Here is a 17,263-nt window from a genome sequence, read left to right on the forward strand (position 1 = left end):
TTTATTCCTGAATTACGACCATATCATCCCGATGTACGACTTCGGAACCATAATCATGCCCCAGCAGTTCATTAATTTCTTTACTATGTTTTCCCTGAATAATCTCTAGATCCTGACTGGAATATGAAGAAATTCCCCGGGCAATCACCTGCCGTGACTGATTGAGAATAATTGCCACATCGCCTCGGGAAAACACACCATAAATGCTGATAATCCCTTTCGCCAGCAGACTACTTCCCTGAGAAACAACCGCGTTCACAGCACCATCATCAATCATAATTTCGCCAGATGCTGCCGGCCCGGCCAGAATCCAACGTTTGCGATTCTCCAACGCTTCTTCCAATGGTAAGAAACGCGTACCTTGAGGATGTTCGCTCAATGAATCCGAAATCACATTCGGCGCCCGCCCTGATGCAATAATCACTTCAATACCAGCCCGACGCGCAATATCTGCGGCTTGTAACTTGGTTGCCATACCGCCGGTTCCGAGTGTCGTACCGCTTCCCCCGGCAATTTTCCGTAGCGTATCATCAATTTTTTTGACTTCCCGAATCAACTCAGCGTTTGGATTTTTTCGCGGGTCAGCCGTAAATAGTCCGGCTTGATCGGTTAAAAGCAGGAGCTTATCTGCACCACATAATATGCCGACTAACGCGGATAGATTGTCATTATCGCCGACTTTAATTTCAACGGTTGCCACAGCATCGTTTTCATTCACTATCGGGATAATGTCATGCGCGATTAACGAATTCACGGTATCTCGTGCATTTAAAAAACGTTCACGATCTTCTAAATCAGCACGTGTCAGTAACATCTGGCCGATTTTGAGATCGTAAATTGAGAATAGAGACTCCCAAGTCTGGATGAGTTGACTTTGACCGACGGCTGCCAGCAATTGCTTACTTGCGATCGTATTCGGCAAAGCCGGATAGTCAAGATGCTCCCTTCCGGCTGCTATCGCCCCCGAAGAGACTAAGACAACTGCATGTCCCTGACGCTTCAGCGCAGCACACTGCCGGACAAGCTCTACCATTTGTGCCCGGTCAAGCGCTAACGTTCCGCCAGTCAGCACACTGGTTCCCAACTTGATAATAATTGTTTTTGATTGTCGTTCGTTTTCAGGTTGTTCTATCGCCATCATCAATCATACGATCTAAGTAGAAAAGGAGAGATTCTTTTTAGCAATCAAAAGGGCAATTCACAAGTAGAAAAAGGTGCAACCGCACCTTTTTTAACAGAATGAGAAAATAAGATGAGAATTATTTATCGACCAACAAAGGATCACAGGTGGCGAGCTCATAGCCAAATTTCTCATTGAGTAACGTTTCAAGCTTTTCGTGGAACGCTTTTTGAGTTCGGTGAACTTCTGCTAGAGCCTGAAGTTGAGGCTCTTCAAGGACCCAGTTGCCGGCGTGATCATACCGCCCAATGGCATATTTTGCTTCAAACCGCTGTTCATCCGAGTGTGATAATGACATCCACCACCCCCAAAATTCCCTCACTTCCGGTGATTTTTTATCATCGACGCAAACCGCCAGACAATCAAACTGATAAGTGCCACTCTGATATTGTTCTTCTCTCAAATATGGTCCTAACAATTTAAAGGCTGCATTTAGTCGGTGGAAGGTTGGTTCCTTACTCAATTCTGGCATTTCAGCACTCCTTTTTTACAGAATTGCATGTCACTCTAAAGATCAACAAAACGCATATCTTGTAAATAAAATAGCACAAAAATTCACTGAATTAGTTCATCTTCGAGCCAGTTTATCGCCAAATCGAGGGCTTGCTCATATCCGTGAAATAATGTCTTTGACTTAATCTCTTTCGACTTCCCGCCAGCACTATAATATGCAACCATTTGATTATCTGAAAGCGGTGATACCGGATCGCCCTCCAATCCCAGAGCCAAAATAGGCGTTTTTGTTTTTCTACCGGTAAGAAACCCTTGCGCTTTCAGTGACCACGCTCGTAACTGCATGGATAAACTCTCAATATCGACCACATTTTTCCCTAATCGAGATGCCAGCACATCTAAATACATCTTCGGCATCCGTTTTAATTTTTCAGGAGAAGACAGGATATCATGCACCGGAGCTCCCAAAGCGATACAGGCTCTGATTTTACTGGATTCAACAAATGACAGCCGGATCATCGCATTGCCGCCAAAACGAAAGCCGATTAATCCGACGCGGTGGTGATCGACCCAAGGTAAACGAGCCAGCTGATTCAGAACGGTTTGATGAAGCGCGGAGGTATCTTCGGTTAAAGGCCACTGCGAGTTATACCCAATGGATGGCATATCAACCGTCAACATCGCAATATCCCGCTGTGCCAGATAATCTCGGAATAAGCGCCACATATCGGTTTGCAGACTATCAAGACCGGCCGTCACAATGACAACGGGCTGGGGACGCTCAGTATGTGATAAGTGCAGATGGGCAATGATGTTCTTGTTCTTATACGGAAACTCCAACTGTTTCACAACGTATCCAGAGCGTTTCGCAGCTTCCGTATAAGCGGTGTTTGCCAATGCCTGTGCCTGGATGGCAAGCGTGTCATTCTTCAGATGAGGATATCCGGCGATACTAAAACATAAGGATGCGGCAAACATGCGCTCAGCCGCAGCTTCGCCCTCAAGCTGATCTGATTCATGTTGATAACGGGTACCCAATTTATTCCATTCATAAGCCCAGTTGCCTTGCCGATATCCCATCACCGTATCCAACCATTCATCAACAGTTCTGGAATGCGATGAAGATGCGATCCGCGCTAAAACTTCTTCCTGATCAATCGAATCAATGCCCTGCCATGCCCATTGCATGCGTCTTAATGTCCGATACCAAGCGCCCTCAATTTTCTGAGTCACAAATCCTTGACTACTTGACATGTACTGAGTCAATGCAGAAGTTTCTTTAGCCTGTTTATGGTTATCAAACAATCGCTCAGAAAGGTTTTCACTGTTCTTGTTACTCTTAAGCATAAATGGGGACCACTTCCGAAAACGTTTAAATTCATCAAAAAAAAATGGTCCGTAACCGGACCATTTTCTCAAATTAGCATCAATTCATATGAAAAGATCTATTTCAGCTTACGATTCACTGGCTCAACATAGGATAGTACAGTATCCCAAGGTTGTTCAATCCATGTCTCCTGAGCGACATCCACGATGTATTCGTCAACTAAATCTTTACCGGCCGGCTTAGCGCACACGGTCACAAGTTTAGCTTTTGGATACAACTCGCGAATTTTACGGGCTGTATCACCGCTATCAACTAAGTCATCGACAATTAAATACCCTTCACCATCATGCTCAGGTGCTTTCAGCACACTCATATCACGCTGATGGTCATGGTCATAGCTGGAAATACAGATAGTATCGACGTAACGAATACCCAATTCTCGGGCAAGAATTGCTGCTGGTACAAGTCCACCACGGCTCACCCCTATCAGACCTTTCCACTGTTCTGCGGGCATTTGGCGCTCGGCAAGCTGACGACAATACATCTGCATATTATCCCAGGTAATCAGGAATCTTTTGCTCATTATTTTCTATCCAATTTTTTATATAAAATCTAAATTCGTTAACCTGCGATATATTTTACAACAAAAATCGCAGCCATGAACCACACGCTGAGTGAAACACTACGTGACTTGCCACTTAAAAGTTTAATCATTGCATATGAGATAAACCCTAAAGAGATACCTTCTGCAATTGAAGATGTGAGAGGCATCATTAAACAAGTCACGACAACGGGTGCAGCCTCAGTGAGATCACGCCAGTCAATACTCACCAACCCAGATAGCATCAAAATAGAAACATAAAGGAGCGCACCTGCGGTTGCGTAGGCGGGAATCATCCCTGCAAGAGGCGCAAAGAATAAAGCAAACAGGAAGAGAATTCCAACAACAACAGCCGTCAATCCAGTTCGTCCGCCAGTCGCAACACCAGCAGCACTTTCAATAAAAGAGGTCGTATTCGATGTTCCGAACAATGCACCTGTAACCGTTGCTGAAGAATCAGCCAATAACGCCCGGTTCAGACGAGGAATTTTTCCATCTTCACCAATCAGATCTGCTTTTTGAGCAACACCCACTAATGTTCCGGCAGTATCAAACAGATCCACGAACAAGAATGCAAATACAACCGAGATCATCCCAACATCTAATAACGCTGAAAAATCTAGTTGTAAAAATGTCGGCGCAATACTTGGTGGCATCGAAACCACGCCAGCCCAATGGACATCACCAAGCATCAAGCCAATTGCACTGATCGCCAGAATAGAAATCATCACACCGCCTTTGACGTTGCGATAAACCAGAGCGATCGTGAGGAAGAAACCGAGAGCGCCTAAGACACAGTGAAGCGAGGTAATATTGCCAAGAGAAACCAGTGTGGCTGGGTTATCAACGATGATGCCTGCATTTTTTAATGCAATAAAAGCAAGAAATAAACCGATACCCGCTGAAATCCCGGTCCTTAAAGACATCGGAATCGAATTGATAATCCATTCTCGAATCTTAAATAAACTCAGTATGATGAACAATACGCCTGAAGCAAATACCGCAGCCAAAGCAACCTGCCACGTATACCCCATACCAAGCACAACGGTATAGGTGAAAAATGCATTCAGCCCCATTCCCGGTGCCAGCGCAATCGGATAATTAGCGATAAATCCCATGATGAAGCAACCAACAGCTGCTGCCAAACAGGTTGCAACAAAAACGGCGCCCCGATCCATTCCTGTATCGGCTAAGATCGCTGGATTAACAAAAATGATATAAGCCATGGTCAGAAAAGTCGTAATTCCCGCAATGACTTCTGTTCGCATGGTTGTACCATGTTCACTCAGTTTAAATAGCTTCTCGAGCATGATGGTTCCTATATAGATACAAGTAAACGGTTGCGTAAACGATTGGGAGGCGATTATAGAGAGTAAAGACGGCAAATTCTAGCGTAATTCATATAAAAACTGACCTAATAGTCAAGTTTATGAAACCTTGTAAATATTCCTATTTACGCGACAAAAGTCATCAAAAATGCACGGGGCATCCGCATGACGAACCGAGTCAGCCCAGACAATATCATGCAAAAGGATAAAAAAACGCCACTTCATGTGAAGTGGCGTTGGAAAGAGATCAAAATCTTCCAATAAAAATTAGGGGTGAACAAAAATGTCCGAGCTGCAAGTTTCCATCGTGTCCAATTCTACAACAGACCATCAAAGCAAATTGGTCTAGTCAGAGTCCCGAATCTCTCCCCATCAATTTCGCAGGGGGAACGCTTCATTCAGGCAACTCAATAAATGGGTTAAATAGAAGCATAGCAAACAGTATTGAATATACCATAAAGAAAATTTATTACAACAATGACGAAATAAAAACAAGAAAATCGAATGACAGCGACTTTTTTATTGAGATATATGTAATTTAATTACCAAAAATAGACCGTATTGTGAAAATTTACTTCTTAAGTGTAAGAATTGTAATCAATGAGACCCATATCTGGTTTTTAAAAAAACATGTCTCATGCTATCCCCTGCATGATGAGGGTGATATTCTCTTGCTATCGGCTGGTGCGCATGGTCTTCAGTACAAACGAATTCTCCAGTACCGGCGAGCATTAAGCACCAACTCAGTTTGATTTGATCCACTTTTCATCGACCACCTTGTGGAACAGGAGTCTTCAGTGTCAGAATTCCAATCCGAAATTAGTCATCTTTCACCCTCTCTCGTCTGGACGTTTTTCGATAAAATATGTTCTATCCCGCACCCTTCATATCATGAAGAAAATCTAGCTCAATACATTATCGGATGGGCTCAGGAACAATCACTCGATGTCAGGCGCGATCCAACGGGTAATATTTTTATTAAGAAACCAGCGACATCAGGCATGGATAACCGTAAAGGTGTCGTGCTACAAGCGCATCTGGATATGGTGCCACAAAAAAATGAGGAGACGGTTCACAACTTCGCACAGGATCCAATTCGTCCTTATATTGATGGTGACTGGGTCACCGCTCAAGGCACGACTCTCGGTGCAGACAATGGTATCGGGATGGCAACCTGTCTTGCTGTTTTGGCTTCAGACAATATCCAACATGGTCCTCTAGAAGTGTTGTTAACGATCAATGAAGAAGCTGGCATGACCGGCGCATTTGGTCTGGAACCGGGTTATCTGGAAGGAGAGATCTTGCTGAATACCGACTCAGAACAGGAAGGTGAAGTTTACGTCGGGTGTGCCGGTGGAATTAACGGCTTACTCGCGTTTGATATTGAACGCAGTCAAGTTCCGGCAAACCATGTAGTCCGTAAACTCCAGCTCAAAGGCCTCAAAGGCGGCCATTCTGGTTGCGATATCCATCTCGGCCGAGGCAACGCCAATAAACTATTCGCTCGATTTTTGGCACAACATGCCGAGCCCCTAGCGTTACGCCTGATTGATTTTCAAGGCGGCTCACTGAGAAATGCCATTCCTCGTGAAGGTTTTGTTACCTTATGTCTCCCTGAAGAAAATGTCTCCAAACTGACTGAAGCATTCCAACGCTTCACGGCAACGATTCGTCAGGAACTGGCACAAGCTGAAGGTAATATCATTACCGAATGCCATGACGTTGAACTGGATCAGGAGCAGCACCAGGTATTTGATTTATCGACTCAGCAACGTTTCATTGCGACACTCAATGCAAGCCCAAATGGGGTGCTTCGTATGAGTGATGATTTCTCTGGTGTGGTCGAAACCTCACTGAATCTGGGGGTCGTCAAAACGGATGAAACAACAATTTCGATCCTCAGCTTGGTCCGTTCTTTAATCGACTCTGGTCGTCAACAGGTAGAAAGCAGTCTGAGATCGATAGCCGAACTCGCAGATGCGAAAGTCGATTTCTATGATGCTTACCCGGGTTGGAAGCCTGACACGAATTCAGCCATTATGGCCATATTCAGAGAACAGTACGAAAATATCTATGGTCATAAGCCGAATATCATGGTGATTCACGCAGGCCTTGAATGTGGCTTATTCAAGCGTCCATACCCGGATATGGATATGGTGTCGTTCGGTCCGACGATTAAATTCCCACATTCCCCGGATGAAAAAGTGCAGATCAGCACGGTTCAGCAATTCTGGGAACAAATGATCGTTATGCTGAAAAGTATCCCTGAAAAAGATTAAGTCCGAAATGCCGTAGCGGAAAATCGCTACGGCCATCCCCTTCTCATATCGACTAAATCTAAGCAATCTATCCCATTGAAAATAAAAATAATCTAATGTCAACCTTCCGTGTTCAGCATCAATCATGATTATTTATCGTGACGGATAAAATTTTTATTCGCTCAATATTGAAACTGCTGGTAATGTGCCCTCGGGTAAAGCCATATCTGTTTAAAAATTAAGCGCATTTCTGTATAAGGTGCCCCCTAAGCGCTATGATTGCTGATGGGGGAACAGCCTTGCAGAAATAAAATTGCCCAGCGCCTTTCCTATCGATTCACGTCTATTAATCGAAGAACACAAAGATGAATGAAAAAATTATGATTGGCTGGAGAGAGACTCTCAGTCTCCCAGACTTAGGAATTCCCACCATCAATGCCAAGATCGATACTGGCGCAAAGACATCGTGTCTTCACGCATTTAAAGTTAAAGCCTTTAAAAAAGAAGGCGAACAATGGGTGCGATTCTGGTTACATCCCCGTCACAAGGACGATTCAGAAATTGTCATTTGCGAAGCGCCTGTGATCGACCGACGTATCGTCAGAAACTCCGGTGGCTATGAGGAAAAGCGTTATGTCATCCGCACAAAGATCAAGATTGGCACGGAGCAATGGCCGGTCGATATTACACTGACCAATCGTGAAAACATGGCATTCAGAATGTTATTAGGCCGGACAGCGATGCGCCCAAAAATCGTCGTTGATCCGGATGCATCATTTCTACTGACCTCTGGTAATAACGTATGAAAATCGGCATTCTTTCGAGAAACAGCTCGCTCTATTCAACTCAGCGACTGATTGAAGCGTGTAAAGAGCGGGGACATGACCACAAAGTGATCGATGCTTTACGCTGTTATATGAATATCAACTCAGAAAAACCGGAAATTCACTTTAAAGGAGAACAATTATCTGGGTTTGACGCCATCATTCCACGTATCGGTGCGTCTGTGACCTTTTATGGCACAGCAGTCTTACGTCAGTTTGAAATGATGGGGGTTTATCCGGTCAATGAATCTGTCGCAATTAGTCGTTCCAGAGACAAACTTCGTTCCATGCAATTACTGTCCAGAAAAGGGATTGGTATGCCGATCACCGGATTTGCCAGCAAACCCGATGATATTAAAGACTTATTAAACATGGTCGGCGGTGCGCCGGTTGTGATCAAACTCCTTGAAGGAACCCAAGGGATTGGCGTCGTTTTAGCAGAAAACCGCAAAGCTGCGGAAAGTGTGATTGAAGCCTTTATGGGGCTCAAAGCACACATCATGGTGCAAGAATATGTCAAGGAAGCCGGTGGTGCTGATATCCGTTGTTTTGTGATCGGTGATAAAGTCATTGCATCAATGAAGCGCCAAGGTGCAGAAGGCGAGTTCCGTTCAAATCTGCACCGTGGCGGGACAGCAACACTGATCAAAATTTCTCCTCAAGAGAGAAAAACCGCCATTGATGCTGCAAAGATTATGGGACTCAATGTTGCCGGTGTTGACCTACTCCGCTCTTCTCGTGGCCCACTGGTGATGGAAGTCAATTCATCTCCCGGTTTAGAAGGGATTGAACAAGCGACAGGTAAAGATATCGCAAGCATGATCATTGAGTTTGCCGAGAAGAATGCACAATTGAGAACAACAAGGACACGGGGACGAGGATAATAACGCCCCTCAAGAGCCAAGTGGCAGACTCTTGAGGGAGCATCAGTGACTGAAGCGAGTCACTGACATCAGAATATCAATAGAAGCACGAGTCCCCTATATTCTACTGAGAAAATAGAGAAAACCACATCACAGCAGCAACAAAGATAGGGCAAACATATTTAATATATATCGGCCATAAACGTCCAAACCAATGTTGAGAAATGCCTGGGAACCCATGCTGAAGTTCCGTAATTTTAGCGCGATGACGCCAGCCCCATCCCCCGAGCAGACAGAACATCAAGGCTGCAAGCGGCTGTAGATACTGTGTCGCCATCACCACCACCACCCCAAAAAGTGCCGAGAAATGATAGAGCACGACCCCACTCAATAGTGCAATAGCCGCCCCCAGCGCCCAAGTTGTGCCACTCCGGCTGGTATTCCACCGCTCACTCACAAGCGTAACCGGGCATTCAAGCATTGATATCGATGAAGTTAGCGCAGCAATCGTCAATAACAAAAAGAAGACGACAGCAAAAAATTGCCCGAAAATTCCCAAACTCTCAAACATCATGGGTAATACACGGAAAACCAATGTATCGGAATTGAGTAAGCTTCCATCCGCAGCATAAATTTCAACGCCTTGTTTCATTGCTACAAACATAGCCGGCATGACAACCAATCCCGCAATAAAGGCAACCCCGGTATCAACCAGTGTGACACTTAACGCCATTTTGGGGAGATTCTCTTTTTTACTCAAATAAGAACCATACACCAGCATCGAACAGCCACCGATAGTCAGCGAGAAGAAGCCTTGCCCCATCGCAGCAAGAATCAGGTCTTTATTCCATATTTTAGTGAAGTCTGGAATCAGATACTGCTTGAGTCCTTCAACGGCTCCGTCTTGCATCAAAATATAAATGAACAGTACGGCAAAGAGGACAAACAGAGCCGGCATCAAACGTGTCGACCATTTTTCGATGCCCTGTTTGACACCGCCCTGAACAATGAGAATTGTTAGAACATAGAAAATAACGGTTCCTAACAAGTTGCGTTCAACAGAGAAACCTTCTAACCACTGAGAAAGTTCTCCCCATCCCAATAACTGACAGAGAGCGGCCAGAAAGAAACAGATGATCCAGCCCCCAACGATGCTGTAAAACGTGAGTACGGCACAGGGAACGCTCAACCCTAACCACCCCACACCAACTGCAAATTTCTGGGTTTTCGGAGCAGAAGAAAGGGCACGCATACTATCGACTGGATTCGCTTGACCATGACGTCCTATCGCCATTTCAACGACCAACATCGGAAATGCAACAAAAGCAATCAGAACCAGATAGACCAATAGGAAAGCACCGCCGCCATTACTGGCAACCTGAGTCGGAAATCCCCAGATATTACCCAACCCCACCGCAGCACCGGAAGCCGAAAGAATAAAACCAAGTCGAGATGCGAAAAAATCACGCGAAGAAGATTGTGCCATACCACTCATACAACATATCAATAAACTAGTTGATGAGTACAATAATCAAAAAATTGGCTTTTCACAATCAAAAAAGCGTGTATCCGGTATACAACGCGCAAATGTTCCTATATTCAACTATAAATAAACATAAACAAACAATAAGTCTCTATTTTTTATCAGCTGATAGATACAACATCACGAGTGGCGGAAATGGGGGGGAACGCTGGTTATTTCAAATCACCAATCAAAACTCATCTGCTCTTTTTCACTTTGTTCGACATTCAGCCCAACCGACAGACCAATAAGACGAATCCCCCGACCTTGTTGTCTCGACAACGCATCTCGCAATAATGCAGTAAAAAAGTCTTTATCTAATCGCTGTTGTTTATGCTCAACTGTCGTTTGCTTAAAATCATCAAATTTCAATTTGATCCCTTGGCGGATGATGTCCTTTTCCGGGGATACTTTTTCAAGTCGAGTGACTAAATCTGGATATAATCGGTCAATCACGTCTAAACATTCGGCTTCAGTATAAATATCCGCACTGAATGTCTTTTCAACACCGACGGACTTCCTCACTCGAGAAACTTCAACGGCTCTTTTATCGATGCCGTGACACCTGTCCCACAGTGTTTGACCAAACCGGCCAAAATGTTTGACCAGTAGATGATGCTCATATGCTTTGACATCTTTGCCATAAAACAACCCTAACTTGTGTAATTTTTCTAATGTGACTTTTCCTACACCGGGAATCTTCCCCAAAGCCAACGCCTCAATAAAGGAATGCAAATCGTTCGGGGGAATCACACAAATCCCATTTGGTTTATTTATATCTGAGGCCACTTTCGCAACAAATTTAATGGGAGCAACCCCTGCACTCGCAGTTAAATTCAACTCAGATTCAATGGTCTTTCTGATATCTTGAGCAACCAACGTCGCAGAACCTTGAAACAGCGTAGTATGCGTTACATCCAAATAGGCTTCATCTAAAGATAGCGGTTCAATCACATCGGTATATCTGTTAAAAATTTCACGGATTTGCTGAGAAACAGCTTTATATTTCTCCATATTTCCAGAAATCACGGTTAGATGCGGACATAACCTGAGTGCATGCGCGGTTGGCATTGCTGAGCGAATGCCATATTGACGAGCCTCATAGCTACAGGTAGAGAGAACCCCGCGTCCAAACTGAGATCCTCCGATAGCCAATGGAATCCCTCTCAGACTGGGATTATCTCGCGCTTCAACCGCTGCATAATAACAATCAAGATCTATATGAATGATTTTATTCGTCATTGTCATTCTCGATACTTACACTCAGTCACGTGTATTGAAAGGGCTATCAAATCAATATGCTCTGTTCGTTAGCTCATGAACAACACATACTGTCATTATATACAGTATATGATTTTTCATAACCTTTTTTAAAGGGTCATCAGTAAAAAGCTGATTGATGAAATGTCAGAAGGGAGCGAGTTCCGCCACTATCGAGATCGATATAAAAATGCAGTCATCCGCTGAACATGATAAAGGCGGGAATCCCCCGCCTTTATCATGGGTTTACAAAGTGAGTTCAATTAAAATTCAGAACAAGGTTTAGGCCTGCGTTTCAACAATCGAATTCGTGGCAGTAGCAGGCCGGTAATCACTATCGCAATCCCGATTAATTGTAACTGAGTCACAGCTTGGCCAAACATAAACGAGGTGAGCACAGAAAAGATCGGAACAAAGTTGAAAAACAGTGCTGCATCCGCTGATCCAAGGTGACGCACGCCATTTAACCACAGTAAATAACCGGCAACAGTGCCAAACACACCAATATAAACGATTTCCGAGATCCCCAGTGCAGAACTATTCCACAGTTCAGCGAACGGATGCACTTCTGATGATATCAGACACATGATGCCAATCACTGAAGCACCGCTCAGCATACCGATAAAGGTATAGGGAATGACTGGTATCCAGCGACTAATCCCCTGACTACAATAGGTATAAAGACTCCAAGCAAGCATTCCACCAAAGATCAACTGATCACCGTAATTCATCTGCATGGAGAGTAACGTTTCAAGATGTCCATTGGTGAGCACCATCAATACGCCGGTCAGACTGACGAGCAGACTAAAACATTGTACAAAAGACGGTAAAGTGCGCAGTGCTACACACGCGATTAGAGACGTCATCAGTGGGCTAAGCGCCATAATTAATGAACCGTTGGTCGCATTGGTCATCGCCAGACCGGTAAACAGACCAAGATTGAGACCACCAACCCCGACAATACTAACCGAAATAACCCAACACCACTGAAATACACTCAAGTGCATTTCTGGCATACGTTTAACCTTGAGATAGACCGCCAGACATGTAGCAGCAATAATAAAACGCCAGAACACTAAGGTGAGTGCATGCACCTCACCTAACGCATGTTTACCAACGGGAAAGCTGCTCCCCCAAAAGAAGGTACAGATAATGAGAAGAACAGCTGCTTTCATGATTGAATGAGATTTCATCGTTACTCCGAATGACTTGCCAAGACTTATTGATTAGTGTATTGATTTCAATAATTAGATAAACAAGCAATTTTAAGACGGTAAATACCAATAATGAAACCTAGCTATTCGTTAGACGACCTCCGCTGTTTTTGTTCTGTAGCACGTGCCGGTAGTTTCAAAGGGGCCGCCCAATCTTTAGGGATGCCTCTTTCCACTTTAAGCCGTCGTATTCGTCAGTTAGAGACGGATCTACAGCTTCGTCTACTCAATCGAGACGCTCACCGAGTTTCGCTGACCAGCACCGGTGAACGGTATTTTCAGCGCTCCGCCATGCTGTTTGATGAACTCAATGATATTGACGAAGATCTACATCGGGATAAATATCAGCCACAGGGAAAAATCCGGATTTCCGCGCCAATCAATGCTGGCTCACAATTTCTACGCGACATTTTTTATGATTTTTTACTGCAATATCCAGATATTCAGTTAGATCTGAGTTTTTCCAACTCTCTGATAGATATTGAAGCGGAAGGGATGGATGTGGTGTTTCGAGTCGGAAATCCAGTCGTCGACAATTGGATTGCGAGACCACTAAAGCATATCCATTTTATTGTGTGCTCTCATTTTGATTACAATATTTCCGACATAACCACACCAGAAAAGTTGTGTGGTCATCCCACCATCATTTGTCGTCCGATGATACCGTGGCAGTTAGTACATAAAGAGAGTCATGCAACATTTGATTATCACCCGCAGAAAGGAATAAGGCTGGAAGTAGATGAGATTTTGACGCTGGTTCACGCCATTAAAGCAGGACTCGGGATCGGATACGTCCCAGATTACTTTGCACTACCGATGATAGCTCAGAGCAAGATCAAACATGTGCTACCTGACTGGCGCAGTCAAACTCGCACATTATTTATGCTATATCGCGATCGTGACAACTTACCGATGCGAGTACGCTTGTTCATCGAATTTGTTATCAAGCATTTTGAGCGTTAGCTTCATCGCTAACAGAATACGAGTATACGTTTCGCCTTGTGAATCTAAAAATTACCTAAAATGCCTTAAATTAAACGTTTGTACATGAAATTATCGGCGCTACTCTAAACTCATTGAATACTCTCATATTTGCATAAATTTGCACTGACTTGTGGGCTGCTGCCAGAATTACAAATTTAATACTCCCTATTATGCATATTGCACTATAGGATGGGCAATCACTAAGTGCATACGGAGTGCCATTAATGTTAAAAAAATATATGTATTTCGGATTAGTGTTGCTAGGTATAAGCAGTGGCGCTATGGCTCATTCTTTATATCCCAACATGACGCCCCACGAGATCCCACAGGCAAAGTTAACGAGTAGTGAACTACCAAATGTTTTGATCAGTGATAACGCGTTTGTCTACCAGCCCCATTTTCGACCATTTGATATCGGTAGTTTTTTAGCGGATACCCAACCTTCATGGCAGACACGCAAGGAATCACTGAAGCATTGGGCAGGAGCAACTGGTGTTGATCCCAGAGTTCTGTTAACAACGCTGATGGTTATTCATCCAAAACAAATACCGACAGCTAATGAGATTAAAGCCGTAGCAAATCAACTGTCACAGTATTTCTACTATTACGATTCACGCAAATCACTTACCCAGAAAAATTACAACGCTGCCACTTTGGCGTTGGCACAACAACTACCTACGCTATCTGATTGGCATGACTGGCAACGTCAATATGAACAGTGGTTCGGTCCGATCATCCCAACACAAGAAGCAAAGCAAAAAGTGAAACCAGCAGCACCGGCTCTTGCTCTCGCGCCTTCCCTTGCTGATGCGAATTCTGCCCTCGGTATCATCCAATGGCCATGGATGCAAGGCTATTCATGGATGCCTAATGGCCCACATTCAAATACTGGGAGTGGATATCCTTTATCATCGATAGATGTTTCCTATAATTGGCCAGATTGGGGAGAACCCACTTATAGTGTTACAGCCGCTCACGATGGTTATGTGACGGTCATGTCTCGTTGTCAGGTAAGAGTGACCAACCCCAGCGGATGGGCAACTAACTATTATCATATGGACTGGATTCAGGTAGAGGATGGCCAATGGGTAACCAGAGATACTGAGTTAGGTATTTATGCGAACCAACGTTCAACCGCACTTTGTGAAGGCGGCTCATCGACTGGCCCACATTTACATTTTTCTTTACTTTACCAAGGTCGCTTTCAATCTTTACAGGGCGTTCAGCTAGGTCCATACCAAATTCAAGTTGGCCGTTACAACTATGATAGTGATTGTCGATATAGCTGGTTATACGATACGCGAAATCGACGCAAAGTGTGCCTGTATCAAAGTGTTGATAACCCACCTCTTTAGAACTTCGGGTTACCCCACTTCATCAGAGGATAAATGTTAATGTCCAACCTCCACGCCGGGGAGATTGGACATTAAATAAATTTCAAGTTCAAGTTCAAGTCCTCAAGATTGCTTCTCACTTAAAGGGGATTTGTTATAAAACGATACCTTTTGAGCATCACTTTTCATGCAGTCCCCTCTCAGGTGTGATCGCTCAATATTTAGCTTTGTAACCGCCTCAGAATACCTTTCAATATAACCGTTATTAGCAAAAGCCTCTCATATAATGCTTGAATTCAGAACAGCGCCATTTGTTCCCCACAACGGGGAGGTAACCGGAAATGACTGCTATCTAATATACCGGATTCACGCCGATCGAACCCGGATTTACGCCTTGCCAGATGGAAGCGTTGCCGAATGAAATCAGCATAGACGCCACTGCCGGTCATTCGTTTACCAAACTCACCTTGATAAAGCTGTCCGCCATGCAGACTACGAAGGTGGCTAAGAACTCGCTCAGCTCGCAGAGGAAAATGGATGTGTAACCAATCTTCAAATAAAGGGGCAACCTCATGAGGTAAACGTAACATCACATATCCGACACGCTCGGCACCAGCTTCAGCACTCGCCTGTACGAGTGTCTCCATTTCATGATCGTTAATAAAAGGGATCACGGGTGCGATCATCACGGTCACTGGTATATTTCTCTCGCTCAACGCTCGAATCATTTTCAAACGGACAGCTCCCGGAACAGCTCTGGGTTCAAGTCTGCGCGATAAGTCATTATCGAGCGTTGTTAAGCTGACACCGACATGAACCAGATGTTCTGATGCCATTGATTGCAATAGGTCGATATCCCTCAAAATCAAAGCGCTTTTCGTGATCAAAGAAATTGGCTGTTTATATTCATAGGCAATATTCAACAATTTCTGGGTGATCTTTAGTTCTTTTTCTATGGGTTGATAGGCATCGGTATTGATACCAAGCGCAATGGGTTGACACTGATAATTCGGATTTCTGAGTTCTTTTTCAAAGATCTCGGGAGCATTGATCTTTGCTGTCAGACGTGTTTCAAAATCAATGCCGGGAGAAAGGTCCAGATACGCGTGTGTCGGTCGGGCAAAACAATAAATACAACCATGCTCGCAGCCTCGATAGGGATTCACCGAAAGACGGAACGGAATATCCGGAGACTGGTTCGATGTAATCAAAGTCTTTGCGTGTTCGTAGCGAACCTCTGTGTCCGGTGAAGACACAGAAGAAAAGCCATCCTCTGCTTCGATAATGCGGACGTCAAAACGCCCGGGGATAGCAGACATCGTTCCACGACTTTGAAACCGCTTCTCTGATACATCGCGTGACATAACAACTCACAATGCTGTTTATACATACAGTTAATCATAAGCAATATTTCTCTAAATCGCGATCTAATTTTTTGTTGTTAACCGCGTTATCGCAATCATGCCCGACACGACTGATATTGGGATAGGCAGGTGAACCGACAGATAGATACCGGTCAGAATGGGATGCATTGATACTTTCAGAAACAATCGAGGACAATATACAAATCAGAGAGGGTATAACAAAGTCAAATAGAGAGATCCAGAGCAGGATGCCGCTCTCAGTATGGAACCATTAAGAGCAGCATAAACATCGACAAAGTCAGCTCAATTAAACAATACGGTCTTTGTTCCATTCAGCTAAACGGTCAGCTCTAGCTGCCGCTTTCGCTTCGCGTTTCTTGCGAGCGTCACAAGGTTCTGGACAGTTGCAGACTTTTTCAATACCGACAGCCCCCAAACCACCACAACTACCGCTCACCATTTTCTTTTGGAATATATATCCAACCGCCATTGCTGCAATCACAGCAACAAACATTGCAAAAGTGATTAGGAAAGTACTCATATTTATACCTCATTCACGGTTTAGACTGACGGGAAGCCATCCGGAGAGAACTTCTTTGCACCAAATATCGTTTCACAATCACTACGACTTCAGTGACTCATCCACAAGCGAATCCCCTCTGCTTTGACCAAAACACCTCAATCTCACCAGCAACAAATCTTGTGCTCTCACTCATGAGAGATTCTGTCATTAACCATAACAAAATACAGC

At 44.2% G+C, this 17,263-nt stretch carries 15 protein-coding genes; 5 read left to right on the forward strand and 10 right to left on the reverse strand.

The annotated features are described in order from the left end of the window. Position 1: 1 nt before the first annotated feature. From proB to OCU60_RS13445, 5 genes are all read right to left on the reverse strand, one after another. Complete coding sequence (gene proB, locus OCU60_RS13425) at positions 2-1,141, reverse strand: glutamate 5-kinase (protein WP_074371707.1); 1,140 nt, start codon at positions 1,139-1,141, stop codon at positions 2-4. 118 nt (positions 1,142-1,259) lie between these two features. Next, on the reverse strand, positions 1,260-1,652 hold the full coding sequence (gene crl / locus OCU60_RS13430; protein ID WP_074371708.1) for a sigma factor-binding protein Crl: 393 nt from the start codon (positions 1,650-1,652) through the stop codon (positions 1,260-1,262). 83 nt (positions 1,653-1,735) lie between these two features. After that, the gene (gene frsA, locus OCU60_RS13435; RefSeq protein WP_074371709.1) at positions 1,736-2,980 is read right to left on the reverse strand and encodes an esterase FrsA; all 1,245 of its coding nucleotides are present in this window, start codon (positions 2,978-2,980) and stop codon (positions 1,736-1,738) included. 98 nt (positions 2,981-3,078) lie between these two features. Next, positions 3,079-3,543 carry a xanthine phosphoribosyltransferase gene (gpt, locus tag OCU60_RS13440; protein WP_074371710.1) on the reverse strand — a complete coding sequence of 155 codons (465 nt, stop codon included), beginning with the start codon at positions 3,541-3,543 and terminating at the stop codon, positions 3,079-3,081. Between the two features lie 38 nt (positions 3,544-3,581). Beyond that, positions 3,582-4,871 carry an NCS2 family permease gene (locus OCU60_RS13445; protein WP_074371711.1) on the reverse strand — a complete coding sequence of 430 codons (1,290 nt, stop codon included), beginning with the start codon at positions 4,869-4,871 and terminating at the stop codon, positions 3,582-3,584. A gap of 815 nt (positions 4,872-5,686) precedes the next feature. On the opposite strand from OCU60_RS13445, the gene OCU60_RS13450 reads away from it, so the two are divergent. From OCU60_RS13450 to rimK, 3 genes are all read left to right on the forward strand, one after another. Then, the gene (locus tag OCU60_RS13450; RefSeq protein ID WP_074371713.1) at positions 5,687-7,168 is read left to right on the forward strand and encodes an aminoacyl-histidine dipeptidase; all 1,482 of its coding nucleotides are present in this window, start codon (positions 5,687-5,689) and stop codon (positions 7,166-7,168) included. A gap of 344 nt (positions 7,169-7,512) precedes the next feature. After that, positions 7,513-7,953 carry an ATP-dependent zinc protease family protein gene (locus tag OCU60_RS13455; protein WP_074371714.1) on the forward strand — a complete coding sequence of 147 codons (441 nt, stop codon included), beginning with the start codon at positions 7,513-7,515 and terminating at the stop codon, positions 7,951-7,953. Continuing rightward, on the forward strand, positions 7,950-8,855 hold the full coding sequence (rimK, locus tag OCU60_RS13460; RefSeq protein WP_074371715.1) for a 30S ribosomal protein S6--L-glutamate ligase: 906 nt from the start codon (positions 7,950-7,952) through the stop codon (positions 8,853-8,855). The genes OCU60_RS13455 and rimK overlap by 4 nt, the downstream gene beginning before the upstream one ends. A gap of 103 nt (positions 8,856-8,958) precedes the next feature. Here rimK and OCU60_RS13465 read toward each other — a convergent pair whose 3' ends face one another. From OCU60_RS13465 to OCU60_RS13475, 3 genes are all read right to left on the reverse strand, one after another. Continuing rightward, on the reverse strand, positions 8,959-10,320 hold the full coding sequence (locus tag OCU60_RS13465) for a sodium-dependent transporter (RefSeq protein ID WP_095533267.1): 1,362 nt from the start codon (positions 10,318-10,320) through the stop codon (positions 8,959-8,961). Between the two features lie 219 nt (positions 10,321-10,539). After that, entirely contained in the window at positions 10,540-11,598 is a 1,059-nt protein-coding gene (dinB, locus tag OCU60_RS13470) for a DNA polymerase IV (protein WP_074371717.1), read from the reverse strand. 281 nt (positions 11,599-11,879) lie between these two features. After that, positions 11,880-12,809 carry a DMT family transporter gene (locus OCU60_RS13475; protein WP_074371718.1) on the reverse strand — a complete coding sequence of 310 codons (930 nt, stop codon included), beginning with the start codon at positions 12,807-12,809 and terminating at the stop codon, positions 11,880-11,882. Between the two features lie 93 nt (positions 12,810-12,902). Between OCU60_RS13475 and OCU60_RS13480 the strand changes: the two genes are divergently transcribed. Further along, positions 12,903-13,793: a LysR family transcriptional regulator gene (locus tag OCU60_RS13480; RefSeq protein WP_074371719.1), complete on the forward strand. Its 891-nt coding sequence runs from the start codon at positions 12,903-12,905 to the stop codon at positions 13,791-13,793. A 245-nt stretch (positions 13,794-14,038) separates the two neighbouring features. Then, a complete protein-coding gene (locus tag OCU60_RS13485; RefSeq protein ID WP_074371720.1) occupies positions 14,039-15,169 on the forward strand; it encodes a M23 family metallopeptidase in 1,131 nt (376 codons plus the stop codon). A 275-nt stretch (positions 15,170-15,444) separates the two neighbouring features. On the opposite strand, the gene OCU60_RS13490 is transcribed toward OCU60_RS13485, so the two are convergent. After that, complete coding sequence (locus OCU60_RS13490) at positions 15,445-16,512, reverse strand: PA0069 family radical SAM protein (protein ID WP_074371721.1); 1,068 nt, start codon at positions 16,510-16,512, stop codon at positions 15,445-15,447. 307 nt (positions 16,513-16,819) lie between these two features. Beyond that, complete coding sequence (gene nqrM, locus OCU60_RS13495; protein ID WP_074371722.1) at positions 16,820-17,053, reverse strand: (Na+)-NQR maturation NqrM; 234 nt, start codon at positions 17,051-17,053, stop codon at positions 16,820-16,822. Positions 17,054-17,263: the final 210 nt, after the last annotated feature.

The sequence above is a fragment of the Vibrio spartinae genome, assembly GCF_024347135.1.
Lineage (GTDB): Bacteria > Pseudomonadota > Gammaproteobacteria > Enterobacterales > Vibrionaceae > Vibrio > Vibrio spartinae.